Origin of the sequence: Paludisphaera sp., assembly GCF_037189885.1 — a bacterium.
Classification (GTDB): Bacteria; Planctomycetota; Planctomycetia; order Isosphaerales; family Isosphaeraceae; genus Paludisphaera.
Map to the genome: position 1 here is coordinate 1 of NZ_JBBCIR010000089.1, position 24,824 is coordinate 24,824.

18 protein-coding genes and 1 pseudogene are annotated in these 24,824 nt (G+C 70.5%); 13 read left to right on the forward strand and 6 right to left on the reverse strand.

The features are described from left to right. Positions 1–782 precede the first annotated feature (782 nt). From WG209_RS21480 to WG209_RS21505, 6 genes are all read left to right on the forward strand, one after another. A complete protein-coding gene (locus WG209_RS21480) occupies positions 783–1,700 on the forward strand; it encodes an ABC transporter ATP-binding protein (protein ID WP_337177146.1) in 918 nt (305 codons plus the stop codon). A 188-nt stretch (positions 1,701–1,888) separates the two neighbouring features. Beyond that, positions 1,889–4,306: a hypothetical protein gene (locus tag WG209_RS21485; RefSeq protein ID WP_337177147.1), complete on the forward strand. Its 2,418-nt coding sequence runs from the start codon at positions 1,889–1,891 to the stop codon at positions 4,304–4,306. Then, entirely contained in the window at positions 4,303–5,766 is a 1,464-nt protein-coding gene (locus tag WG209_RS21490) for a hypothetical protein (RefSeq protein ID WP_337177148.1), read from the forward strand. The genes WG209_RS21485 and WG209_RS21490 overlap by 4 nt, the downstream gene beginning before the upstream one ends. A 120-nt stretch (positions 5,767–5,886) precedes the next feature. After that, positions 5,887–6,735: an MqnA/MqnD/SBP family protein gene (locus tag WG209_RS21495; protein WP_337177149.1), complete on the forward strand. Its 849-nt coding sequence runs from the start codon at positions 5,887–5,889 to the stop codon at positions 6,733–6,735. A 128-nt stretch (positions 6,736–6,863) separates the two neighbouring features. Then, positions 6,864–9,578 (forward strand): aconitate hydratase AcnA, encoded by a 2,715-nt coding sequence (gene acnA, locus WG209_RS21500; RefSeq protein WP_337177150.1) that lies wholly within the window; start codon positions 6,864–6,866, stop codon positions 9,576–9,578. Between the two features lie 468 nt (positions 9,579–10,046). Continuing rightward, the gene (locus WG209_RS21505; protein ID WP_337177151.1) at positions 10,047–11,003 is read left to right on the forward strand and encodes a hypothetical protein; all 957 of its coding nucleotides are present in this window, start codon (positions 10,047–10,049) and stop codon (positions 11,001–11,003) included. On the opposite strand, the gene WG209_RS21510 is transcribed toward WG209_RS21505, so the two are convergent. Then, positions 10,991–11,941: an alpha/beta hydrolase gene (locus WG209_RS21510; protein ID WP_337177152.1), complete on the reverse strand. Its 951-nt coding sequence runs from the start codon at positions 11,939–11,941 to the stop codon at positions 10,991–10,993. The genes WG209_RS21505 and WG209_RS21510 overlap by 13 nt on opposite strands. Before the next feature lie 330 nt (positions 11,942–12,271). Here WG209_RS21510 and groL (WG209_RS21515) point away from each other — a divergent pair, with 330 nt between their 5' ends. From groL (WG209_RS21515) to yacG, 7 genes and pseudogenes are all read left to right on the forward strand, one after another. Next, a complete protein-coding gene (gene groL, locus WG209_RS21515) occupies positions 12,272–13,960 on the forward strand; it encodes a chaperonin GroEL (protein ID WP_337177153.1) in 1,689 nt (562 codons plus the stop codon). Between the two features lie 130 nt (positions 13,961–14,090). Then, positions 14,091–14,390: a co-chaperone GroES gene (gene groES / locus WG209_RS21520; protein WP_337177154.1), complete on the forward strand. Its 300-nt coding sequence runs from the start codon at positions 14,091–14,093 to the stop codon at positions 14,388–14,390. Positions 14,391–14,448: 58 nt separating this feature from the next. Continuing rightward, a pseudogene (gene groL, locus WG209_RS21525) lies at positions 14,449–16,068 on the forward strand (chaperonin GroEL); the annotation flags it as partial. 233 nt (positions 16,069–16,301) lie between these two features. After that, positions 16,302–17,456 carry a molecular chaperone DnaJ gene (dnaJ, locus tag WG209_RS21530; RefSeq protein ID WP_337177155.1) on the forward strand — a complete coding sequence of 385 codons (1,155 nt, stop codon included), beginning with the start codon at positions 16,302–16,304 and terminating at the stop codon, positions 17,454–17,456. A 28-nt stretch (positions 17,457–17,484) separates the two neighbouring features. Next, positions 17,485–18,006, forward strand: a complete 522-nt coding sequence (locus tag WG209_RS21535) for a nucleotide exchange factor GrpE (RefSeq protein WP_337177156.1) — start codon at positions 17,485–17,487, stop codon at positions 18,004–18,006. A gap of 40 nt (positions 18,007–18,046) precedes the next feature. Further along, a complete protein-coding gene (locus WG209_RS21540; protein ID WP_337177157.1) occupies positions 18,047–18,361 on the forward strand; it encodes an FmdB family zinc ribbon protein in 315 nt (104 codons plus the stop codon). After that, positions 18,358–18,588 (forward strand): DNA gyrase inhibitor YacG, encoded by a 231-nt coding sequence (gene yacG, locus WG209_RS21545; RefSeq protein ID WP_337177158.1) that lies wholly within the window; start codon positions 18,358–18,360, stop codon positions 18,586–18,588. The genes WG209_RS21540 and yacG overlap by 4 nt, the downstream gene beginning before the upstream one ends. A gap of 24 nt (positions 18,589–18,612) precedes the next feature. Here the strand turns inward: yacG and WG209_RS21550 are convergent, their stop codons facing one another. From WG209_RS21550 to pdhA, 5 genes are all read right to left on the reverse strand, one after another. Next, positions 18,613–19,404, reverse strand: a complete 792-nt coding sequence (locus WG209_RS21550) for a class I SAM-dependent methyltransferase (protein ID WP_337177159.1) — start codon at positions 19,402–19,404, stop codon at positions 18,613–18,615. Between the two features lie 189 nt (positions 19,405–19,593). Then, positions 19,594–20,979, reverse strand: coding sequence for a dihydrolipoyl dehydrogenase (lpdA, locus tag WG209_RS21555; RefSeq protein WP_337177160.1), 1,386 nt, complete (start codon positions 20,977–20,979; stop codon positions 19,594–19,596). Between the two features lie 155 nt (positions 20,980–21,134). Then, complete coding sequence (locus tag WG209_RS21560) at positions 21,135–22,466, reverse strand: dihydrolipoamide acetyltransferase family protein (protein ID WP_337177161.1); 1,332 nt, start codon at positions 22,464–22,466, stop codon at positions 21,135–21,137. 173 nt (positions 22,467–22,639) lie between these two features. Continuing rightward, a complete protein-coding gene (locus tag WG209_RS21565; RefSeq protein WP_337177162.1) occupies positions 22,640–23,617 on the reverse strand; it encodes a pyruvate dehydrogenase complex E1 component subunit beta in 978 nt (325 codons plus the stop codon). Between the two features lie 2 nt (positions 23,618–23,619). After that, positions 23,620–24,633: a pyruvate dehydrogenase (acetyl-transferring) E1 component subunit alpha gene (gene pdhA, locus WG209_RS21570; RefSeq protein WP_337177163.1), complete on the reverse strand. Its 1,014-nt coding sequence runs from the start codon at positions 24,631–24,633 to the stop codon at positions 23,620–23,622. Positions 24,634–24,824 lie beyond the last annotated feature (191 nt).

Genomic DNA, 24,824 nt, shown 5'->3' on the forward strand with positions numbered 1-24,824 from the left:
CCGCGCGCCCCCTCATCCGCCCCTCCGGGGCACCTTCTCCCACGAGGGGAGAAGGGGGAGGTTCGCAGCCGGCGGCGTTCCCGAGGGACGATCGGCCCCGACGTGCCGCCGGATCAGTGTCGGGTCGTCAGCGCGGCGGGAGAGGGGACGAAGGACGGCCATCGCCGCTCGTGTCGACTGATTCCGGGATGTCAAGGAACAATGTCGTCAACAACCCGCATGGTCAGGGCGGGGAGCGGCGGGATTTCAGGAATCTCCGATTTTTCTCGGGAAGCGGTCGTCGGCCAGCGCGCGGAGACGAGCCATGGACGACAGGAAGGGTCTCTCGCCGCCGGGGGCGGAGATCGCCGCCAGCCTGGGTGAGTTGATCGACGTGTTGAGCGACGGCCTCCCCCTCGGGGCGCGGTCCCGCGCCATCCTTCCGCGGGCTCGCCGTGGGGGCGTTTCCTCGCATGCTTGCCAAGGTCCCAACCTTCCTTGTAGGATCGATCTTCCTGGATCGGGTCGCGGGGGAAGGCGAGGGCCTTGACGAGAAGGTCGCGAACCTTGCGCGAGGCGGCGTCGTAGCACCCCCGAGCGGCCACTCGCCGAGTCGTCCCCCCCGCGCCACGCGCGTGGGGAGGGGGCCGACATCCTCCGCCCGGCGGGACTTCGCCTTCATCCATCGAGTATCCTCCGAAGATCGCCACAACGTCTGCGGAGCGGCCGAGGTCGCCCGCCGCGGGCGCCGCCGGGGCGCTCTCCGAAAGTCCTTCATCCCGTCATCCGAGGCTCCTCCTTCCATGAGCGACGTCGTCATCGAGACGCGGAATCTGACCAAGGTTTACCGCGACTTCTGGGGCCGGCCCAAGGTGCAGGCCCTCAAGGCCCTCGACCTCCAGGTGCGGCGCGGGGAGATCTTCGGCGTCCTGGGCCCCAACGGCTCCGGGAAGACGACGACCATCAAGCTCCTGCTGGGCCTGCTCTTCCCCACCGAGGGGGAGGCGCGGATCTTCAACGAGCCGACCACGAACGTCTCCAAGAACGAGCGGATCGGCTACCTCCCGGAGGAGTCGTACCTCTACAAGTTCCTCAACGCCGAGGAGACGCTCCAGTTCTACGGCCGGCTGTTCAAGATGCCGGCCTCGGAGCGCAACCGGCGGGTCGGCCAGCTCATCGACATGGTGGGGCTCTCCGCCGCCAAGCACCGCCAGCTCCGCGAGTACTCCAAGGGCATGCAGCGCCGGATCGGCCTGGCCCAGGCGCTGATCAACAACCCCGAGCTGATCCTGCTGGACGAGCCGACCTCCGGGCTCGACCCGATCGGCACGGCGGAGATCAAGGAGCTGATCCGCGACCTCCGCGAGCAGGGGAAGACGGTCGTCCTCTCCGGCCACCTCCTGGCCGACATGCAGGACATCTGCGACCGGATCGCCATCCTCCACCGCGGCGAGCTGAAGGAGCTGGGGAAGGTGTCGGACCTGCTGACGGTGCAGGACGTCACCCAGATCCGGGCCCGGAACCTGCCGCCGCAGGCGCTCGAGGAGATCCGCCAGGTCGTCGCCCGGCACGGCGGCGAGGCGATGGTCGACCACCCGACGACGACGCTGGAGGAGCTGTTCCTGCGGATCGTCCGCGAGAGCGAGCTGCACCCCGGCCGCCGCAAGGTCGTCGCGCCGGACGACGCCCCGCGCCCGGCCGAGGCCGGCCAGCCCTCCTGACCCGGGGCCGTCCGCGTCGCGCCGGCCGCCGATCGGCCCCGGCGCGGCGGATCCGACCCGACCCGATCCGATACGTCGTCCGATCCCGAATCCGATCGAACTCATCCCCGTCTTCATCATCGCGACGCCCGGCGCGCCGGCCGGGCGATCGGGCGCGAGGCGCCCGCCGCCGAGGAGCCACCCCACCGATGCCCGCGTTCCTGATCCCGCCCCTTCTCTGGGCGCAGGCGGAGACAGCCTCGCCCCCGGCCTCGCAGGCCGCGCAAAACGCCCTCTTGTGGCTTTACCTGGCCGGCGACACCTCGGTGGCCATCCCCGGGCTGCTCGGCGCCCTGCTGACCTGGGCCAAGATCATCGGCCTGGTCGCGCTGGTCGGCTGGGTCGGCTCGTGGGTCGTCACGGCCGTCAAGGAGCGCTTCGTCGGCGTCGGCCGCTGGTATGACTACCTCGGCCTGCTGGCGCTGGCGCTGATCCCGCTGACGGTCTTCGTGCAGGTGATCCAGACCGAGGGCTGGATCAAGCCCGTGACGATCGCCGGGCTGCCGCTGCCGAGCCTGATGAGCTACGTCGCGGTGCTCTCGCTGGCGACCTGGGCTCTGGTCGGCGTCTGGAAGACCATCGGGCCGTTCGGCCGGCCGGCCGACAAGCTGACGCTGGTCGGCATGGCGCTGGCCCTGGCGCTCGGCGTGGGCGCCGGCGTGGGGATGATCCAGCTCGGGATGTTCCACCGGCTCCCCGACATGCCGGAGATGTCCTGGCGCGACGGCGTCGTCCACGGGACGCGGCTGGGCGTGACCTTCATGGGCTACGTCGTCCTGGCGCGCGTCCTCTCGCTGCTGGTCGGCGAGCTGTTCGCCGTGCGGGCGCGACGGCTCTCGGCGATCGCCCGGGTGACGCTGTACGAGTCGAACCGGAAGATGTGGGCGCCGTGGGTGGTGCTGATCGTCTTCGGCATGGTCCTGGCGTTCACCCACTGGTTCCTCCAGCCGCCGCGGGCGGCCGAGATGGGCCGGCTGTACGTCGGCACGCTGACGCTGCTGTGCTCCTTGCTGCTGACGGCGATGGTGACGATCCTCACGCCGATCAGCCTGCCGACGGACATCCAGCAGCAGACGATCTACACCGTCGTCACCAAGCCGGTGCGGCGGCTGGAGGTGGTCTGGGGCCGGATGCTGGGCTACATGGCCCTGGTGACGGTGCTGGTGGCCCTGTTCGGCGGGATCAGCCTGACCTACCTGTGGCGGACGGTGATGGGGGAGATCACCCGCATCGAGGCCCTGTCCGACCGGGCCCGGTCCGACGGCCGCGAGCGGGAGGCGAACCAGTACTCCGAGCAGGCCGAGCAGCTCCGCTCGCGGATGGCGGCGCGGGTGCCGGTGAAGGGCTCGCTGTCGTTCCTGGACTCGAAGGGCGACCCCCACGCGATGGGGATCGACGTCGGCCAGGAGCAGTCGATGAAGGAGCCGCGCAGCCACATCGAGGGCGCCACCCCGGCCGCCGCGATCTGGCGCTACGGCATGGTCCCCGACCCGTTCTCGCCGCCGAACCGGCCGGTGATCCTCGACCGTCGCATCGACGTCTCCCAGTTCCTCCCCCTCGGCACCGTGGAAGGGGAGGAGAACCGGGTCTTCGAGATCCAGGCCCAGCTCGCCGCGCTGGAGCGCGAGAAGTCGCAGCCGGACCTCACCCCGTCGCGGTCCTCCCAGCTCGACGCGTCGATCGCCCGCTGGAAGGGGGACCTCGACAAGGCCCGGGCGTCGTTCGAGGCGGTCTCGGCCCGCGCCGCGGAGCTGGAGGAGGCCGGCGACGAGGCCGGGGCCGAGGCCCTGCACGCGCCCCCGCTGCGGATCGAGATGACCTTCAACATCTACCGGACGACGAAGGGCGAGGTCGGCAAGCCGGTCTACGCCGACATCGAGCTGACCAACGAGGCCGCCGGCTCGAAGTTCCAGGACGTCTTCCCCGTCCGCGAGTACTACACCAACCGCCTGCTGATCCAGCCGTCGGTCCTCGTCGGCTGCATGGGCTCGCTGCGGATCGACGTCCGCTGCATGAGCCCGACGCAGTACCTCGGCATGGCCGAGAGCGACCTGTACCTGCTGGCGGACAACGGCGACTTCGGCTGGAACTACATGAAGGGCCTCTTCGGCATCTGGCTGCAGGCCATGGTGCTGACGGCCATCGGCGTCTTCGCCGGCACCTTCCTGAGCTGGCCGGTGGCGCTCCTGACGACGATCGCCTTCTTCATCGCCGGGCAATTGGCCTTCGGCTTCCTGATCGACTTCACCCGGCAGGCCGTCCTGGGCGGCGGGCCGTTCGAGTCGCTGATCCGGCTGGTGACGCACGACAACCAGATGTCGGAGCTGGCGCCGACCGCCGGCGTGGTCGTCGCCAAGACGCTCGACTCGCTGGTGATGCCGATCATGTCGATGCTGGTCTACATCGTCCCGAACTTCCAGGTGCTGGACGTGACCAACACCGTCGCCGACGGCTTCGCGGTCGGCTGGCGGCACATGCTCGGCAACACGCTCCTGGCCCTGGCCTACGCCCTGCCGTTCTCCATCGCCGGATACTTCATCCTCAAGAATCGCGAGGTGGCCGCATGAGGCCGACCAACCAGACGAAGAAGATGGTCTACGGGATCGTCATCGTCGCCCTGCTGGTGGCGATGGTCCCGGCGACCGCCCGGGTCAACCGGATCAAGGTCGAGAAGGACCTCGGCGAGGCGGCCATCGGCCAGATCGACTCGGGCAGCTTCATGATGAAGCTGTTCCTCCTGGGCGGGTTCCGCGGCATCGTCGCCAACTACCTGTGGATCCAGGCCGAGGACCACAAGAAGAACCACGACTGGGACCGCCTGAAGGCGACCGTCGACCTGATCACCAAGCTCCAGCCCCACTTCCTCTCGATCTGGACGTTCCAGGGCTGGAACCTGGCCTACAACGTCTCCGTCGAGTGGGACGCGCCGGAGGACAAGTACGACTGGATCAAGCAGGGGATCAAGTTCGTCCAGGAGGGCGTGCGCAACAACCAGCGCTCGCCCGACCTGATCTGGGACACGGCCTGGTTCTACTACCACAAGCTGGGCTTCTCCGACGAGTCGATCATCCTCCGCCGCCTCTTCCGCGACGACGAGGACGAGGGCTTCAAGACGTACTACGACCCGGAGGAGCGGCGCGACGTCGTCCGCAACGACAACTTCCAGCTGGGCTACGGCTGGTTCAGCCGCGCCGTGAGCCTCGTCGACGAGGGGGGCGCCCGCGTCGGCGGCGGCACCTCCAGCGACATCACCTACATCGACCCGACCCCCCAGCGCAAGGGGCGGGCCGACGACATCGCGTTCCGCTCGATGCCGGCGCACGCGCAGACGCACTACGCCGCGGCGCTCGAGAAGATGAGCATCGCCGGCGTGGAGGCGACGTTCGGCGAGGTCGCCAAGAACGAGTGGGCCAAGGCGCTGCGCGAGTGGATCAAGTTCGGCCAGCACAAGTTCATGTCGCACAACGTCGTCCTGCGCGACGGCGAGTACGTCAAGGACGAGGTCTACCTGGACGACGCCACCAACCCGGAGAAGTTCAAGACCCTCCCCGAGAACGCCCAGTACTGGACCGACCGCTGGGCCAGCCAGATGAACTACCGCTACTGGAAGGAGCGGGCGCAGGCCGAGATGACCTCCGAGGGGGTCGCGGCGCGGCAGTCGTTCTACGAGGGGACCAAGGCGTACAAGACGGGCGACTTCGCCACGGCCGCCGAGAAGTTCCGCGAGGGGCTCGCCATCTGGGACGAGAACCTCAAGGGGTTCCCGACCTATCGCGACGACGACCTGAGCCGGAAGGACACGGGCCTGGTCGTCAAGCGCTACGTCCGCGTCCTGCGGCAGCTGGGCGAGCCGGTCCCCGACGTCTTCCCGTTCAAGGACCTGCTGGCCGCCGCCGAGGCCGACAACACCGTCGACCCGTTCGACGCCATCGAGATGCTGGGCGTCGGCGCCGGCGAGGTCTCCTCGGCCCCGCCGCCGTCCCAGCCGAGGGCGTCGGACGCCCCCGCCACCCGGCCCGGGGGCTGATCCCGCGCCCGTTTCGTGATATCATCGACCGTCTTCCCGCCAGCCCCGGGCGCCGTTCAGGCTCCCCGGGGCCGGCGTGTTTTCCAGGGCGCCCGCGCCCTCCCGATGAAAGGTCCTTCGATGAGCACCGGCGAGACGATCATCCGGGTCGGCCACAGCCCCGACTCCGACGACGCCTTCATGTTCCACGCGCTGACCAACGACAAGATCGACACCGGCGGGCTCCGGTTCGTCCACCAGCTCGAGGACATCCAGACGCTCAACAAGCGGGCCCTCGCGGGCGAGCTGGAGGTCTCCGCGGTCAGCATCCACGCCTTCGCGTACGTCGCCGACAAGTACGCGCTGCTCTCCTCCGGCGCGAGCATGGGGGAGGGCTACGGCCCCAAGATCGTCACCCGAGAGCCGATGACCGTCGAGCAGCTCAAGGGGGAGACCATCGCCGTCCCGGGGACGATGACGTCGGCGTACCTGGCCCTGCGGCTGGCGCTGGGGAAGGACACGCCGGTCGTCCAGATGGACTTCAACGCCGTCCTGCCGGCCGTCCTCTCCGGCGAGGTCGCCGCGGGGGTCATCATCCACGAGGGGCAGCTCTACTACCAGGACAAGGGGCTCCACCAGGTCCTCGACCTGGGGGTCTGGTGGAACGAGCAGACCGGCGGCCTGCCGCTGCCGCTGGGGGGCAACGTGGTCCGCAAGGACCTGGGCGAGGAGCTGATCGCCAGGATCGCCCGGCTCGTCAGGCGGAGCATCGAGTACGCCCTGGACCACCGCGAGGAGGCGCTCGCGTACGCGTTGACCTACGCCCGCGACCTGGACCCCGCCCTGGCCGACCGGTTCGTCGGGATGTACGTCAACCAGCGGACGGTCGACTACGGGCCGGAGGGCCGCAAGGCCGTCCAGCTGTTCCTGGACCGGGGGGCGGAACTGGGTTTAGTCCCGGGCCCGCTTCCCATACAATTCGTCGGATGATCCCGAAGGCGAGGCCGCGGCCGCCGGCGCCACTCCCCCCGGCCGCCTCGCCGGGCGCCCCCAAGTGACCGAGGGCCGGTCCCGGATCGGACCGGCGCCTCCCTGAAGATATTTCGAAGGGACGGGAGATGTCCAAGTCGTTCGGCGCCCTGGCGTCGTTGTCGGTCGACGGCCGGACCTATCAGTACTATCGCCTGGGCGCGCTGGCCGATCACGGCCTCGACGTCTCCCGGCTGCCGTTCTCGCTGAAGGTGCTGCTGGAGAATTTGTTGCGCTACGAGGACGGGTCGACCGTCACGGCGGACGACGTTCGCGCGCTGGCCAAGTGGGATCCCAAGGCCGTCCCCGACCGCGAGATCGCCTTCCGGCCCAGCCGCGTGCTGCTGCAGGACTTCACCGGCGTCCCCGCCGTGGTCGACCTGGCCGCCATGCGCGACGCCGTCAAGGCGCTCGGCGGCGACCCCCGCAAGATCAACCCGCTCCAGCCGGTCGAGCTGGTCATCGACCACTCCGTCCAGGTCGACGAGGCGGGCAGCCCCCGCGCCCTGCTGTTCAACGCCGAGAAGGAGTTCGAGCGCAACCGCGAGCGCTACGCCTTCCTCCGCTGGGGGCAGAACGCCTTCGACAACTTCAAGGTGGTCCCGCCGGCCACGGGCATCGTCCACCAGGTGAACCTGGAGTACCTGGCCCGCGTGGTGTTCGTGGACGACAAGTCCGAGGGGGGGCCGACGGCCTACCCCGACACGCTGGTCGGCACCGACTCGCACACGACGATGATCAACGGCCTGGGCGTCCTGGGCTGGGGCGTCGGCGGGATCGAGGCCGAGGCGGCCATGCTCGGCCAGCCGGTCTCCATGCTGATCCCCCAGGTGGTCGGCTTCCGGCTCGTCGGCAAGCTCCCCGAGGGGGCGACGGCGACCGACCTGGTGCTGACCGTCACCCAGATGCTCCGCTCGAAGGGGGTCGTCGGCAAGTTCGTCGAGTTCTACGGCCCCGGCCTGGCCAACCTCCCGCTGGCCGACCGCGCGACCATCGGCAACATGGCCCCCGAATACGGGGCGACCTGCGGCATCTTCCCCGTGGACGCCGAGGCCCTCCGCTACCTCCGGCTCTCCAACCGCCCGGAGGAGGCGATCCGGCTGGTCGAGGAGTACTACAAGGCGCAGGGGATGTTCCACGACGAGGGCACCCCGGAGCCGATCTTCACCGACTCGCTGGAGCTGGACCTGGCGACCGTCGAGCCGAGCATCGCCGGCCCGCGACGGCCGCAGGACCGGATCCCGCTGCGCGAGTCCAAGCCGGCCTTCGCCGCCGCCCTCAAGGACATGCAGGCCGCCCGGCCGGCGAAGGGGAAGACGGGGATCATCGAGGCCGGGTCGACGCCGGCCGTCGCCTCCCAGGTGAAGGACGGCTCGGTCGTGATCGCCGCGATCACGAGCTGCACGAACACGTCCAACCCCTCGGTCATGCTGGCCGCCGGGCTGGTCGCGAAGAAGGCCGTCGAGCATGGGCTGGAGACCCAGCCGTGGGTCAAGGCGAGCCTCGCCCCCGGCTCGAAGGTGGTCACCGAGTACCTCCAGGCCGCCGGACTGGACAAGTACCTGGACCAGCTGCGGTTCAACACGGTCGGCTACGGCTGCACGACGTGCATCGGCAACTCCGGGCCGCTGCCGTCGGAGATCAGCGAGGCGATCCACCAGAAGGATCTCGTCGCCGTCGCCGTCCTGAGCGGCAACCGCAACTTCGAGGGCCGCATCAACGCCGACGTCCGGGCGAACTACCTGGCCTCGCCGCCGCTGGTCGTCGCCTACGCCCTCGCCGGGCGGATGGACTTCGACCCGGCCTCGGAGCCGCTCGGCCACGACAAGGCGGGCAAGCCCGTCTTCCTCAAGGACGTCTGGCCGACCCAGAAGGAGATCCAGGACGTCGTGGCGGCGTCGGTGAACACCGAGCAGTTCCGCGAGCAGTACGAGGCGGTCTACGACGGCGGGCCGCAGTGGCGGGAACTCCCCACGCCCGCGGGGGACTCGTTCGCCTGGGAGGAAGACTCCACCTACGTCAAGCACCCCCCGTACTTCGAGGGGATGCAGCGCCAGCCGACCGCGCCGCCGCCGATCCGCGGGGCCCGCGTCCTGGCGTTCCTGGGCGACAGCATCACGACCGACCACATCTCCCCCGCCGGCTCCATCAAGGCCGATTCCCCCGCCGGGCTCTACCTGATCTCGCACGGCGTCAAGCCGGCCGACTTCAACTCCTACGGCTCGCGCCGGGGGAACCATGAGGTCATGGTCCGCGGGACGTTCGCCAACATCCGGCTGCGGAACAAGCTTGCCCCCGGCACCGAGGGGGGCTGGACCCGCCACCTCCCCGACGGCGAGGTCATGAGCATCTACGACGCCTCGGCCAAGTACCAGGCCGAGGGGACGCCGCTCATCATCCTGGCCGGCAAGGAATACGGCTCGGGCTCCTCGCGCGACTGGGCCGCCAAGGGGCCGAAGCTGCTGGGCATCTCCGCCGTCATCGCCGAGAGCTACGAGCGCATCCACCGCTCGAACCTCGTCGGCATGGGCATCGTCCCCCTCCAGTTCGAGGCCGGCTCCAGCGCCGAGTCGCTGGGCCTCACCGGCGAGGAAGTCTACCGGATCGAGGACGAGTCCGGCTGCGATTGCGAGCGGATCGCCGTCGCGAAGTGCGTGAACGTCGTCGCCGAGCGGGCCGACGGCACCTCCGTCCGCTTCCCGGCCCACGTCCGGATCGACACCCCGCAGGAAGTCCACTACTACGAGAACGGCGGCATCCTCCATTACGTCCTGCGTCAGCTCCTGGCCTCCAAGCCCGCCTGACGCCCACCGCCGCGATTGCCCGACGCGACGCCCCCCGGCCCCGCCGGCGGGCGTCGTCGTTTCGAACGCGAACGATTCGGGCGGGATTCCCCGTGCCTCCCCTTCTTCCCGACCGGGGCGACGCCGTTTCGTCATCGCTTCCCCGGATATGACGCCTCCCCTCGCGGGAGGACCGGTCCCGGTCGGCTCGCGGTGAATCCAGGCCGCGCAAGCGGTAAAGTCATCACATTTTGCCAGCTCGCCCTTTGGAGTCGGACGAATCCCGGCGCGTCGGCGCCGGATGCGCATAAAATCAAGATGAGTCGACGGCGGAAACTGGGTTGACCTTCCCCCTGGCTTCGCCGCGTCGGAATCGAGGCTAAAAGCAGACATGCGTGGCCCCCGGACGTCGAAACTTCGCGTTGCCCGCCCAGGCGGGATCGGGGACCATGGCCACGACGATCGAGAACCGGGGCGCGGAGGCTGTTCGTGAGCGTATTGACCACCAACCCCAGGGGAGTCTTCTGGCGCGGGGCCGTCCTGCTGCTGGCCGCGATCCCGTTGATGACGATCGGGGCCTCCCAGCGGCAGGAGTCGCGTCCCCGGGCGGCGACGGCACCGACGGCCTCCACGGACGCCGTGCCGCCGGAGCTGGCGCGGCTCGCCCCCGGCGAGCGGTTCCGGGACGACGCGCCGCCGGCCGGCTGGACCCACGTGGCGTTCAAGTCGATCCCCATGCTGGCCACGGGGGCGATCGACACCGTCTCGCCCGAGTCTCACGCGACGGCGCGCCGGATCCGGCTGGTGATCCTTGCGGACGTGTCGGGGGGGAGGCTGCGACGGGTGGGGGTGGGCCTCTCCGCCCCGGTCGTCGGGCGGGGGCCCGACGCGGGGGACGTGATCGTCTCCGCGACGAACGTCGGCGACGATTCGGGCGAATGGTCGGCCAAGGAGCGGCTCATCCTGGCGGCCGGCTCGCGCGAGCTAGGCCGGGTCGAACTCGCGGCGGCCACGCCCGCGTTCGCCCTGCTGCGGGCGCCGACGACGTGCCTGGTCGGGGACGAGCACGAGACCGTCGACGTCATGTACGCGCTGATGGTCGAGCCGGGGTCGGATCGGCTCCGCTTCCTCGCCTGCAAGCCGGCCGTCGGCGGCGCGTCGCCGGTGGTCCGCGAGCTGGAGCCCCCGGCGATCGTCGACGGCCCGCTCCACGTGAAGGCGACGACCCTGGCGGGCTACCCGATCGCGTGGTCGTTCGCGATGATCGACATCCCCGCCGGCGACGAGCGGGGCGTCCCGGCGGAGTTGGCCCTCCTGCTCGACCCGGGGCGTCTGGAGACGGCCCAGGCCCGGCCCGAGGCGGTGGAAGCGGCCTTCCGCGCCCTGGCGGCGCGGCCGGCCCTCGCGCCGACCGCCCGCGCCGAGGGGCCGCCTCAGGGGGACTGAGCGGGCTTCCCGTCCAGGAAGCCCTGGCCCTTCAGCCAGGTCTCGCAGAGCTTCGGCCAGGCCATGAAGCCGGGCTCCGGGCCGATGTTGTGCTGCCTGGAGCCGGTCCCCAGCCCCAGCCCGTGCTGGCCCTTCTCGAAGACGTGCAGCTCCAGCGGCACGCCCGCCTTCCGCAGCGCCAGGGCGAACAGCAGGCTGTTCTCGGGGACCACGGCGGCGTCGGCGTTGGTGTGGGCCAGGAACGTCGGCGGCGTCTCGGGCGTCACGCGCAGGTCGCTGGAGTACGACTTCACCAGCTCGTCCGAGGGGTTCTCCCCCAGGAGATTACGCGCCGAGCCCTTGTGCGTGTAAGGCTCCGACATCACGATCACCGGATAGACCAGGATCAGCCGATCCGGGCGCGAGCTGACGCGCTCGATCGGGTCGTCGGCGTCGGGCTTGCCGGCGTCGAATTGCGTCCCGCCGGTCGAGGCCAGGTGCCCGCCGGCCGAGAAGCCCATCAGCCCGATCCGATCCGGGTCGACGCCCCACTTCGACGCCCCCGCGCGGGCCACGCGGACCGCCCGATTGACGTCGTGGAGCATGGCCGGCTCGCGATACGCCGGGGCGAGCCGGTATTTGAGCACGAAGGCCGCCACGCCGATCGAGTTCAACCACTCGGCGACCTGCTTCCCCTCGTGGTCGATCGCCAGCCCGCCGTAGCCGCCGCCGGGGCAGACCACCACCGCCGCGCCGGTCGCCGCGTCCGGCGCGGGCAGGAAGACGGAGAGCGTCGGGACGTCCTTCACCGGGTCGGTCCCCTTCGCGCCCGGGGCCCCGTCGGGCCACAGCTTCACGACCTCCGAGGCGCCGGCGAGCGGGTCGTCCCCGCGCGCGCCCGTCGCCGCGAGGGCGACCATCGCCAGACATCCGAACGCCGCCCATGCTCGTGATAACACGTCGTCGCCTCCCGATCCGTCGCCGTCGCTCGCCGGGGACGCCCCCGGCGGCACCGATCGTAGAGGAGAGGGGAGGGCCCCGCAACCTCCCGCCGGCCCCCTCGCCATTTCGGCCGTCCCTGTCAAAACGGCAGCCCAGGCCGAATTCGGGGAATGTCGGTCGGGTCGTAAGTCTGTTTGAGTTATGACTTTGGGTTGCAATATAGGCTTCGGTACGCGACTTGCATTTAGGGGCGATTGAATCACTCCGGGGGCCGTTATTGGCACGGCCTCCCGCGGCGAGCCGGGCCAGCGCCCACGGCCGTCGCGATCGAGACGTGGACTGGGAGGATGAACGTGTCGAAGATCCTGGCATACGATGAAGAGGCCCGGCAGAAGCTGGCCGCCGGCGTCGGCAAGCTGGCCCGCGCGGTGCGCAGCACCCTGGGGCCGCGGGGCCGCAACGCCGTCATCGACAAGGGGTGGGGCGCCCCCACGGTGACCAAGGACGGCGTCTCGGTGGCCGAGGAGATCGAGCTGACCGACCCCTATGAGAACATGGGCGCGCAGCTCGTGAAGGAGGCGGCCTCGAAGACCTCCGACGCCGCCGGCGACGGGACGACGACCGCCACCGTGCTGGCCGAGGCCATCTTCCGCGAGGGGCTGAAGGCCCTGGCCGGCGGCGCCGACCCGATGGCCGTCAAGCGCGGGATCGACAAGGCCGTCGCGGCCATCGTCGAGAACGTCAAGTCGCAGTCGAAGAAGATCAGCGGCAAGAAGGAGATCGCCGAGGTCGCCGCGATCGCCGCCAACAACGACATGTCGATCGGCGAGAAGCTGGCCGACGCCTTCGAGAAGGTTGGCACCGACGGCGTGATCACCGTCGAGGAGGCCAAGGGCCTGGAGACGACCGTCGACGTCGTCGAGGGCATGCAGTTCGACCGCGGCTACCTGAGCCCCCACTTCGTCACCGATCAGGACCGCATGGAGGTCGTCCTCGAGGACGTCTACCTGCTGATCCACGAGGAGAAGATCAGCTCCCCCACCAAGCTGATCCCGGTGCTCGAGAAGATCGCCAAGGCCAACAAGCCGCTGCTGATCATCGCCGAGGACATCGAGGGCGAGGCGCTGGCGACCCTGGTCGTCAACAAGCTGCGCGGCATCCTGAAGGTCGCGGCCGTGAAGGCGCCGGGCTACGGCGACCGCCGCAAGGCCATGCTGGAGGACATCGCGGTCCTCACCGGCGGCAAGGCGATCTTCAAGGATCTGGGCGTCGACCTCGACGGCGTGCAGCTCTCCGACCTGGGCCGCGCCCGCAAGGTGACGCTGACCAGCGAGGCGACGACGATCGTCGAGGGCGCCGGGACCGGCGAGGCCATCAAGGGCCGCGCCGACGCCATCCGCCGCGAGATCGGCTCGACCGACAGCGAGTACGACAAGGAGAAGCTCCAGGAGCGTCTCGCCAAGCTCGCCGGCGGCATCGCCCAGATCAACGTCGGGGCCGCCACCGAGACCGAGATGAAGGAGCGCAAGGCCCTCGTCGAGGACGCCCTGCACGCCACCCGCGCCGCGATCGAGGAGGGGGTCGTCGCCGGCGGCGGCACCGCCCTGATCCGCGCCTCCGCGGCCGTCGCCGACCTCAAGGGGGAAGGGGACGAGCAGTTCGGCATCGACCTGGTCCGCCGCGCCGCCGAGCAGCCCGCCCGCTCGATCGCCGAGAACGCCGACATCGACGGGGCCGTGGTGGTCAACCGGGTCAAGAAGTCGACCGACGCGAACTACGGCTACAACGCCGAGGCCGGCGCGTGGGGCGACCTGCTGGCCGCCGGCGTCGTCGACCCCGCGAAGGTCACCCGCACCGCGCTGCAGAACGCCGCCTCCGTCGCCGGCCTGCTGCTGACGACCGAGTGCATGATCGCCGAGCCCCCGAAGAAGAAGGAGGCCGGCGGCGGCCATGACCACCACCACCACGGCGGCGGCATGGACCCGATGGGCGGCATGGGCGGGATGGGCGGCATGGGCGGCATGGGCATGATGTGAGCGCGTCCCCGCGACGCGCCGCCCGGCCCCCCGATCGCGAGGGGGGCCGCGCCCGCCGGCCGACCAGATCAATCCACGAACACCGATTCGATCATCCGAGAAGACGAAGACGAGAGGGAAGGGAACGGAAATGGCCAAGCTGACGATTCGCCCCCTGGAAGACCGCGTCGTGATCAAGCAGATCGAGGCCGAGGCCAAGACGGCCGGCGGCATCGTCCTGCCGGACACCGCCAAGGAGAAGCCCCAGCGCGGCGAGGTCCTCGCCGTGGGCCCCGGCAAGCTGCTGGACTCCGGCGAGCGCAGCCCGATCGGCGTGGCGGTGGGGGACGAGGTCCTCTTCGGCAAGTATTCGGGGACCGAGATCAAGGTCGAGGGGGAGGAGGTCAAGATCCTCCGCGAGTCCGACATCCTGGCCAAGGTCGTGAAGTGAGGCCGGGCCGCGTCGAAGCGATTCTGACCGACAACCTCGTGCGAGGAGCCTGATACCCGTGGCGAAGCAACTGCTCTTCTCCGACGCCGCCCGCCGCAAGCTGCTGGAAGGCGTCGACGTCCTGGCCAAGGCCGTGGGCTCGACCCTCGGGCCCACCGGCCGGAACGTGATCCTCAGCAAGTCCTTCGGCGGCCCGCTGGTCACCAAGGACGGCGTGACGGTCTCCAAGGAGATCGAGCTGAAGGATCCGTTCGAGAACATGGGCGCCAAGCTGGTCAACGTCGTCGCGTCGAAGACGTCCGACGTCGCCGGCGACGGCACCACCACCGCGACCATCCTGGCCCGCGCGCTGTACCGCGAGGGGCTGAAGAACGTCACCGCCGGCGCCAACCCGACGGCGCTGCGGCGCGGGATCGACAAGGCCGTCGCGGCGGCCGTCGCCGAGCTGGGCGAGAAGGTCTCCCGGCCGGTCTCCAAGAAGGAGGAGATCGCCCAGGTCGGCGCCGTCTCCGCCAACAACGACCCCGAGGTCGGCCGGATGCTGGCCGACGCGGTGGAGAAGGTCGGCCGCGACGGCGTCATCACCGTCGAGGAGGGCAAGACCGCCAGCACCACCCTCGAGTTCGTCGAGGGGATGCAGTTCGACAAGGGGTACCTGAGCCCCTACTTCGTCACCTCCCCGACCACGATGGAGGTGATCTTCGAGGACGCCTACATCCTCCTGCACGAGAAGAAGATCAGCGGCCTCCGCGAGCTGATCCCGCTGCTGGAGAAGGTGGCGCAGTCGGGCAAGCCGCTGCTGATCGTGGCCGAGGACGTCGAGGGCGAGGCGCTGGCGGCCCTGGTCGTCAACAAGCTCCGCGGCATCCTGAACATCGCCGCGGTGAAGGCGCCGGGCTTCGGCGACCGCCGCAAGGCGATGCTGGGCGACATGGCCGTCCTCACCGGCGGCACGGTCGTCAGCGAGGACCTCGGGCTGAAGCTGGAGAACCTCCAGCTCAACCAGCTCGGCCAGGCCCGCCAGGTGAAGGTCGACAAGGACAGCGCCACGATCATCCAGGGCGCCGGCAAGCGCGAGGAGATCCAGCGCCGGATCGACCAGCTCCGCCGCCAGATCGAGGAGACCGACAGCGAGTACGACCGGGAGAAGTTCCAGGAGCGGCTGGCGAAGCTCTCCGGGGGCGTCGCCCTGATCCGCGTCGGCGCCCCGACCGAGGCCGACATGAAGCAGACCAAGGCGCGCATCGAGGACGCGCTGCACGCCACCCGCGCGGCGGCCGAGGAGGGGATCGTCCCCGGCGGCGGCACGGCCCTCCTGCGGACGATCCCGGCCGTCGAGGCCCTGATCGGCGAGCTGGAAGGGGACGAGAAGCTCGGGGCGCGGATCGTCCTCCGCGGCCTGGAGGAGCCCGTCCGGTACATCGCCGAGAACGCCGGCCGCGACGGCTCCGTCGTCGCCGACGACGTCAAGGCCGCCGGCGGCTCCAAGGGCTACAACGCCGACTCCGGCGAGATCGTCGACATGTTCGAGGCCGGCGTGATCGACCCGACCAAGGTCACCCGCACCGCGCTGCAGAACGCCGCGTCGATCGCCGGGCTCCTGCTGACGACCGAGGCCCTCATCACCAACATCAAGGATGACGAGGCCAAGGGCGCCCGCGTCGAGGGCTCGGTCCGATGTGGCCGAGGCCGTCGCGACCCCAGGGGCCGGGCCGGCGGCCCTTCCCGGGCGCCGGCCCGGCCCTTCGCCGTCCATCGCCGGGCCCGACCGGGCGGGGGGCGGCGATCCGCCTGGGAGCACGCCGTCCCGTATGCTAAGATTTTGATCCTGGACAGGGGAACCCGCGCGGCCCGAGGGGGCCCCCCGCGAGGCGTCCCGGGCCCCCCCCGACCCGCCGAGACCCCGCCCCGATGGCGACCACGAAACGCGACCTGTACGAAGTCCTGGAGATCCAGCGCGGCGCGGCGGGCGACGAGATCAAGCGCGCCTACCGCCAGATGGCGCTGAAGTATCACCCCGACCGCAACCCGGGCGACAAGGAGGCCGAGCGGAAGTTCCGCGAGGCCGCCGAGGCCTACGACGTCCTCTCGGACGAGCAGAAGCGGCAGCGGTACGACCGCTACGGCCACGCCGGGCTCGACGGCTCGGCGTTCCACGACTTCCGCTCGGCCGACGACATCATGTCGACCTTCGGCGACATCTTCGGCGGCGGCCTGCTGGGCGACCTGTTCGGCGGCGGCGGCGGGCGTCGCGGGCCCCGCCAGGGGCCGGACCTGCTGATGCGCCTGGAGATCTCGCTCGCCGAGGCGGCCCGGGGCGCGACCCGGGAGATCGAGGTCGACCGCCAGGAGTTCTGCGGCGAGTGCCGGGGCTCCGGGGCCCGCAAGGGGACCGTCGCGGTCACCTGCAACTACTGCGGCGGCCGGGGCCAGGTCGTCCAGACGCGCGGGTTCTTCCAGGTCGCCACCGCCTGCCCGTCGTGCGGCGGCGAGGGGGTCAAGGTGACCGACCCCTGCCCGTCCTGCCACGGCGCCGGCCGCGTCCCCCAGCGGGCCAGGCTCCGCGTGGACGTCCCCCCCGGCGTCGAGACCAACATGCGGCTGCAGCTCCGCGGCCAGGGGGAGCTGGGGGACGTCGGCGCCCCGCGCGGGAACCTCCAGATCCAGATCCTCGTGCGCAAGCACGAGTTCTTCGAACGCCGCCGCAACGACCTACACTGCCAGGTGCCGATCGGCTTCGCGCAGGCCGCCCTCGGCGCCGAGGTCGAGGTCCCCACGCTCGACGGCCCGGAGAAGATCCAGGTCCCCCGCGGCGCCCAGAGCGGCGACCACGTCCGCCTGAAGGGCCGCGGCATGCCCGACATCTCCGGCCGGGGGCGGGGCGACGAGATCGTCGAGGTCGTCGTCGAGACCCCCCGGCAGCTCACCCCCCGCCAGGAGGAGCTGCTCCGCGAGTTCGCCGAGACCGAGCACGAGCAGGTCAGCCCGCGCCGGAAGAGCTTCTTCGAGAGGCTCCGCGACTACTTCACCGAAGAGGACGAGCCCGAGGACCGCGTCAACGCCTGACGCGCCCGCGCCGCCGGGAGACCACGCCATGCCCCAGGATGACCGCCCCGAGACCGAGACTCCGCCGAACGCCGGGGCCGCCCCGGACGCCGCCGAGGACGCCGACCTCGTCGCCGTGACCAAGGAGCGCGACGAGGCCCGCGAGCAGGCCCTCCGCGCCCGCGCCGAGTTCATCAACTACCAGAAGCGATCGAAGCAGCAGGCCGAGTCCGACCGCCTCTACGCCATCGGCGACCTCGGCCGCGACCTGCTCGACGTGCTGGACAACCTGGATCGCGCCGCCGAGGCGCTGCTGGCATCCGGCCAGGAAGGGGTGGCCTCCGGGCTGGACCTCGTCCACAAGCAGTTCCTCGCCGTGTTGGCCAAGTACGGCGTCGAGCCGATCGAGGCCCTCGGCCAGCCGTTCGACCCCAACTTCCACGAGGCCCTGATGCGCCAGCCCACCGCCGACGCCCCCGAGGGGACCGTCGTCGCCGAGCTGGGCAAGGGCTACAAGATCCACGACCGCGTCCTCAGGCCCACCAAGGTCGCCGTCTCGGTCAAGGCCTGACGCGCCCCGACCCGATCGATCGACGCGACCGGAGGAAACCATGCCGACCTACGACTACGTCTGCGACGCCTGCGGCCACGAATTCGAGGCGTTCGAATCCATCAAGGCGGACCCCCAGACCGACTGCCCCGGCTGCGCGAAGCCCAGCCTCAGGCGCAAGATCGGCCCCGGCGCCGCCATCCTGTTCAAGGGGTCCGGCTTCTACCAGACCGACTACCGCAGCGACTCCTACAAGCAGGCCGCGAAGGCCGACACGTCCGCCAAGGCCGCGTCGTCCGGCGACTCGTCCAAGGCGGCGTCCTCGTCGCCCTCGCCCGCCCCATCGGCCCCGTCGGGCGGCGGGTCGGCCTCATGATCCGGGGGCGTTGCCCGATCTGTTCGAAGGCCTTCGAGGTCGATCGCGTCGAGGATCTGCCGACGTTCCCCTTCTGCTCCGAGCGGTGCCGGCTCGTCGACCTGGGCCGCTGGATCGACGAGTCGTACGCCATCCCCGGGCGGCCGGTCGGCCCGGCGATCGACGGGACGAACGGGACGTCGCCGTCGAGCGGCCCCGGGCTCGACGACGACGAGGATTCGTACTGAAGCCCTCCCGGCCCCTCGCCCGCGTCAGCGGCGGGGGCCGGCGAGCGCCGACCGCAGGGTGCGACGCACGCCGGCGGGGAGCGTGGACCGCAGCAGCCGGCGGACCCGGCCCCCTTCGGGCCGGTCGACGCGCCGGGCGACCGTCTGGGCCGCCGGCAGGACGACGACGACCCCTTCGCTCGCCCCCGACTCGAAGTGGGCGCCGCTGTCCGCGACGACCGGCTCCGTCGGCATGACGCCCGAGAAGCCCGCGACCTCGCCGATCGGGATGACGGCGTGATCGCCCAGCAGGTCGTGGATCGCCCGGTCCACGCGCACGTCCAGGTGGTCGCGGGCCGTGTACCGCAGGCCGTAGTCGTGGAAGCAGATGCTCAGCGGGCGTTCCAGGCCGGAATCGAGGACCGCGCGGATGTCCCGGACGACGCCGTCGTAGTGGTGGTCGCCGTCGATGAACAGCAGGACGCAGCGGTCGCTGGGGCGGGGGCGCGCCAGGAAGTTCCGCAGGTCCGCCTGGACGAAGTGGACGCACGACGGCAGCCCGCCGAGCGCCCGCGTCACGGTCTCCCTGGCCATGTTCAGGTACTTGGGATCGACGTCGACGACGAACAGATCCTTGCCCGCCTCGCGCGCGAAGTAGGCGAGCTGCGCCGTGAGCCCGCCCCGGAAGCATCCGACCTCGACGAGGAAGTCGCCGCGATCGGCGTTCATGTCGAGGTAGGAGAGCAACTGATTCTGGAAGCTCGGCGACGTGCTGGACAAGCAGCCGATCCGTTCCAGCTCGCGACGCACGTCGCCAATCCCCGCGGCATCGATCATCCTTCGGCTCCCCCCGGTGAGGTCGGAACGTCCTTGGCCCCCGTTCGATTCGGGGTGGATTATCGAGGCCGCCCGGTTTTCGTCAAGGTCGTCGACGCGCCGCCGGGACGCGCGAACGCCCCGCCCCCCCGCGGGGGCGGGGAGGGGCGGGGCGTTTTGTTTCCAGGAGTCGTCGCCGGGGGGCGGTCGTCAGATGTGGATCGATTCGCCCATGCCCTGGCCGGCGGCCTCCATGATCGCCTCGGAGTAGGTCGGGTGGGGGTGCATGGCGTGGAGGATCTCCTCCTCGGTGGCCTCCAGCCGCATCGCCATGACCATCTCGGAGATCATCTCGGTCGCGGCGGCGCCGATGATGTGGGCACCCAGCAGCTCGCCGTGCTTCTTGCCGAAGATCAGCTTGACGAAGCCCTCGCTCTCGCCGGCCGCGAGCGCCCGGCCGCTGAACTGGAACGGGAACTTGCCGACGCGGATCTCGTGGCCGGCGGCGCGGGCGGCCTTCTCGGTCAGGCCGACGCTGGCGACGCCCGGCTCGGTGTAGGTGCAGCCGGGGATGATGTTGTAATCGACGGTGTGCTTCGAATGGCCGGCGATCCGCTCGACGCAGTAGACGGCCTCGTGGTGCGCGACGTGCGCCAGCCAGGGGGGGCCGATCACGTCGCCGACGGCGAAGATGCTCGGCACGGCGGTGACGAAGCCGTTCTCGCGGTCGACCTTGATGTGGCCGCGGTCGATCTCCACCTTCACGTCGGGGGCGAACAGGCCCTCGACGTTGCCGGTGACGCCGATCGCCACCAGGGCCACGTCGGCCTCGATGGTCTTCTTCCCCTGGGGCGTCTCGACCTCGGCCCTCACGCCGTTCCCCGCCTTCGCCAGCTTGGTGGTTTTGGAGCCGGTGTGGATCTCCAGGCCCTTGGCGGTCAGGCTCTTCTTCAGGGCGACCGAGACCTCCTCGTCCTCGATCGGGAGGACGTGCTCCAGCATCTCGACGACCGTGACCTTGGTGCCGATGGCGTTGTAGAAGTAGCCGAACTCCAGGCCGATCGCCCCCGCGCCGATGATGAGCATCGACTTCGGCTGCTTCTCCAGCGACATCGCCTCCTTGGAGGTGATGATCGTCTTGCCGTCGAATTCGACGCCCGGGAACGGCCGCGGCCGGGCGCCGGTGGCGATCACGATGGCGTCGGTCGTGACGGTCTCGTCGCCCACCTTGACCTTGTTCGGGCCGACGACCTGGGCCGCGCCGATCTTCGACTTCACCTTGTATTTGCGGAAGAGGCCCTCGATCCCCTTGTTGAGCTGCCCGGCGACGCCGCGGCTGCGGCCGATCATGTCGCCGAAGTTCCAGGAGGCATCCCCCTGGAAGCCGAACTGGGCGCCGTGGCGCTTGACCATCTCGACGAGGTGGGCGTTGGAGAGCAGGGCCTTGGTGGGGATGCAGCCCCAGTTGAGGCAGACGCCGCCGAGCTTGTCCTTCTCGACGCAGAGGACGCGCTTGCCGAGCTGGGCCGCGCGGATCGCCCCGGCGTAGCCGGCGGGTCCGCCGCCGATCACCACGATGTCGTAGTCGTTGGCCATGGTCGTGTCTGTCGGATTCCGGGGGGTGGGGGGGGCGGGCCTCGATTCGTCGCCTCCATTATGGGGCGACGAGCCGGGGACCGGAAGCGCGAGGGCCCCGCGGCGGCCGTCGCGAGGGACGAGGCCGGCGCGGGGCCCGCGATCGGGCGGGGCGATCAGAGCAGCATGCGGGCCGGCTCTTCCAGCAGGTTCCGCAGCGTCCGCATGTAGTCGGCCGCGACGGCGCCGTCGACGGCGCGGTGGTCGGCCGAGAGGGTCAGCGTCATGACCTGGCCGACGACGATCGCGTCACCCTCGACGACCGGGCGCTTCTCCGCGGCCGAGACGGCCAGGATCGCCACCTCGGGCAGGTTGATGATGGCGTCGAACTGCTTGACGCCATACATCCCCAGGTTGCTGATCGTGAACGTGCCGCCGGAGAGCTGCTCGCCGGAGAGGTTCCCGCCGCGGGCGGCCGAGGCCAGCGCCTCGCTCCCCCGGCGGATCTCGATCAGCCCCAGCTCGTCGGCGCGGTGGAGGACCGGGACGATCAGCCCTTCCTCGAGCGCGACGGCGATGCCGATGTTGATCCCGCCGTGGCGGACGATGGCGTCGGGCTCGAAGGTGGCGTTGAGCGCCGGGTGGCGGCGGAGCGCGACGGCGACGGCCTTGGTGACGAAGTCGCCGACGGAGAGCTTGACCTTCTCGGCCGCCAGCTCCTTGTTCAGCGTCTCGCGCAGGGCCATCAGCTTGTCGACCCGGACGTCCACGGTGACGTGGATCTCCGGCGCGGTCTGCTTGGACTGGGCCATGCGCTGGGCGATGGTCTTGCGCATCCGCGAGTTCGGGATCCGCTTCTCCTCCAGCGGGGCGGTGGAGACGCGGGCGACCGGCGCGGCGGCCCTGGCGGCCGGGGCGGACGCCGCCGCCGCCGGGGCGTCGGCCTTCCCCTTGCCCTTGCCGGCGAGGAAGTCCTCGACGTCCTTGCGGACGACGCGGCCCCCGGGGCCGGTCCCCTTCACGCGGGCGATGTCGACGCGGGCCTCGGCGGCGATCTTGCGGGCGAGCGGGCTCGAGCGGACCCGGCCGCCGGCGCCGACGGCCACGGCCTCCTCGCCCTCGTCGTCCGCCTCGTCGCCTTCCGCCCCGGCGTCCGCCGGGCTCTGCTTCCGGGCGCCGTTGTCGGCGGCGGGCTTCTCGGGGGCGGCGGGCTTGGCGTCGGCCTTGGCGCCGCCGGCCAGGCTGGCGGCGACCTCCTTGGGATCCTCGCCCTTCTTGGCGAGGACCATGACGCGGTCGCCCAGCTGGACCTCCTCGCCGGCCTCGTGGTCGATGAGGGCGATGACGCCGTCCTCATACGACTTCATCTGCATCGTGGCCTTGTCGGTCTCGATGTCGGCGAGGACGTCGCCTTCCTTGATCGTGTCCCCCACCTTGACGAGCCACTGCGCGATGACCCCGCTCTCCATGGTGGGGCTGAGCTTGGGCATGGTCACTTCGATCGGCACGAGTCTGCTCCTCGGGGCCGAGATGTCGGCGCCCCCGCCGGTTCCGCGATTCTGGAGAGGCGGACGGTTCGTGTGTGTGTGTGTTGGGATCTCGCGGGCGGGGTTGGCGGCCCGGCCCGCGAGGGGAGGCGTCGGGGGGGCCGGGGATCGATCGGGCCGGCCCCCCGCCGGTTTCAGCGGTACATCACGTCCTCGACGGCCGCGAGGATCCGCGGGACGGACGGCAGCAGGGAGGCTTCCTGGTGCTTGTTGTACGGGATCGGGGCGTCGCCCGAGGCCACGCGCTGGATCGGGGCGTCCAGCTCGTCGAACGCCGCGCGGTAGATCCGGTCGGCGATGCCGGCGCCGACGCCGCAGTAGGGCCAGTTCTCCTCGATGATCACCGCCCGGTGGGTCTTGGCGACCGACCGGAGCAGGGTGTCGAGGTCGAGCGGCCGGATGCTCCGCAGGTCGATCACCTCGGCGTCGACCCCCCGTTCCGCCAGCTCCTTGGCGGCGGCGAGGGTCGTCTTGAGCGACCGCGAGTAGGTGATGAGCGTGACGTCCGAGCCGGGCCGCTTGACGTCGGCCTTGCCGAACGGCACCAGGTGGTCGCCGTCGGGGATCTCCCCCTTGTCGGGGTAGAGGACCTCGTGCTCCAGGAAGATGACCGGGTCGTCGGACCGGATGGCCGTCTTCAGGAGCCCCTTGGCGTCGGCCGGGGTCGCCGGCGTGACCACCAGCAGGCCGGGGATGTGGGCGTACCACGCCTCCAGGCGGTGCGAGTGCGTGGCGCCGAGGCCGCCGATCATGCCCGAGCTGCCGCGGAAGACGATCGGCACCGAGAACTGGCCGCCGCTCATGTAGCGCATGTTGGCGGCGTTGTTGACGATCTGGTCGATCGCCACGATGCTGAAGCTGAACGTCATGAACTCGATGATCGGCCGCAGGCCGACCATCGCGGCGCCGATGCCGATGCCCGCGAAGCCCTCCTCGGAGATCGGCGTGTCGACCACGCGCCGGGGGCCGAACCGCTTGAGCATCCCCTGGGAGACCTTGTAGGCGCCGTCGTACTCGGCGACCTCCTCCCCCATGAGGAAGACGCGGTCGTCCCGCTCCATCTCCTCGGTCATCGCCTGGTTGAGGGCCTCTCGGAACGAAAGAACCGCCATGGTCACTCCTGCGGGATGAAGGGGGCCACCGTGATGTCCTCGTAGACCGCCGCGACCGGGGGATCCTCGCTCCGCTCGGCGAACTCGATGGAGTCCTCGATCTCGGCCTTGACCTCCTCGCGCATCGCCTCGATCGTCTCGTCGTCGATCCAGCCGCGATCCTTCAGGATGTTCTCGTAGATGACGATCGGGTCGTTCTTGATGTAGGTGTCCAGCTCGTCGCGCATCCGGTACTTGCCCGGGTCGCTGATCGAGTGCCCCTTGTAGCGGTAGGTCCGGGCCTCGATGAAGCTGGGGCCCTCGCCGGCGCGGGCGTGCTCCACGCACTCCAGCGTCGTCCGGGCCATCAGCTCGATGTCGTTGCCGTTGATCTGGTGGCCGGGGATGCCGTAGGGGACGGCGCAGCGGGTGGTCAGGTCCTGGGACGAGCTGGACCGGACCAGCGACGTCCCCATCGCGTACAGGTTGTTCTCGACGATGTAGATGACCGGCAGCTTCCACAGGGCGGCCATGTTGAGGGCCTCGTGGACGCCCCCCTGGTTGATGGCGCCGTCGCCCAGGTAGCAGAGGGCCACCCGGTCCTCGCCCCGGTACTTGCTCGCGAACGCGAAGCCGGCCGCCAGCGGGATGTGGCTGCCGACGATCGCGTGGCCCCCCATCATGCCCTTCTCCGCGTCGAAGAAGTGCATCGAGCCCCCCTTGCCCTTGGAGCAGCCCGTCACCTTCCCCAGCAGCTCGGCCATGCCGGAGCGGGCGGACATCCCCAGGGCCAGCGCGTGGCCGTGGTCGCGATAGGCGGTGATGACCCAGTCGTCCTCGCGGAGCACCCCGATCGACCCCACCGCCACCGGCTCCTGGCCGCTGTACTGGTGGAAGAACCCGAAGATCTTGTTGCCCTTCTGATAAAGCATCTCGGCCCGTTCCTCGAACCGGCGGATCAGCAGCATCTGCCGCAGCCAGTCCAGGGCCTTCGTCTGGTCGACGATCGGTTTCGCTTCCGTCTGCACTGAGGCCATTGCAACCTGACTCCTGATTGAACGGCGGACCTAGCGGGGTCGGCGGGCCCGTCGATGGCGGGCCCGAGGCCCATCCGGGGGCGACGTCGGGGGGGCGGGTCGGCGCGCATGGCGACAGCCGGGGTGCGAGACGTTCCTCGAGCGTGGCCCGCTCCGCGGGGGCGCCGCGGTCGGGCCTGGTCTCTGGTCCA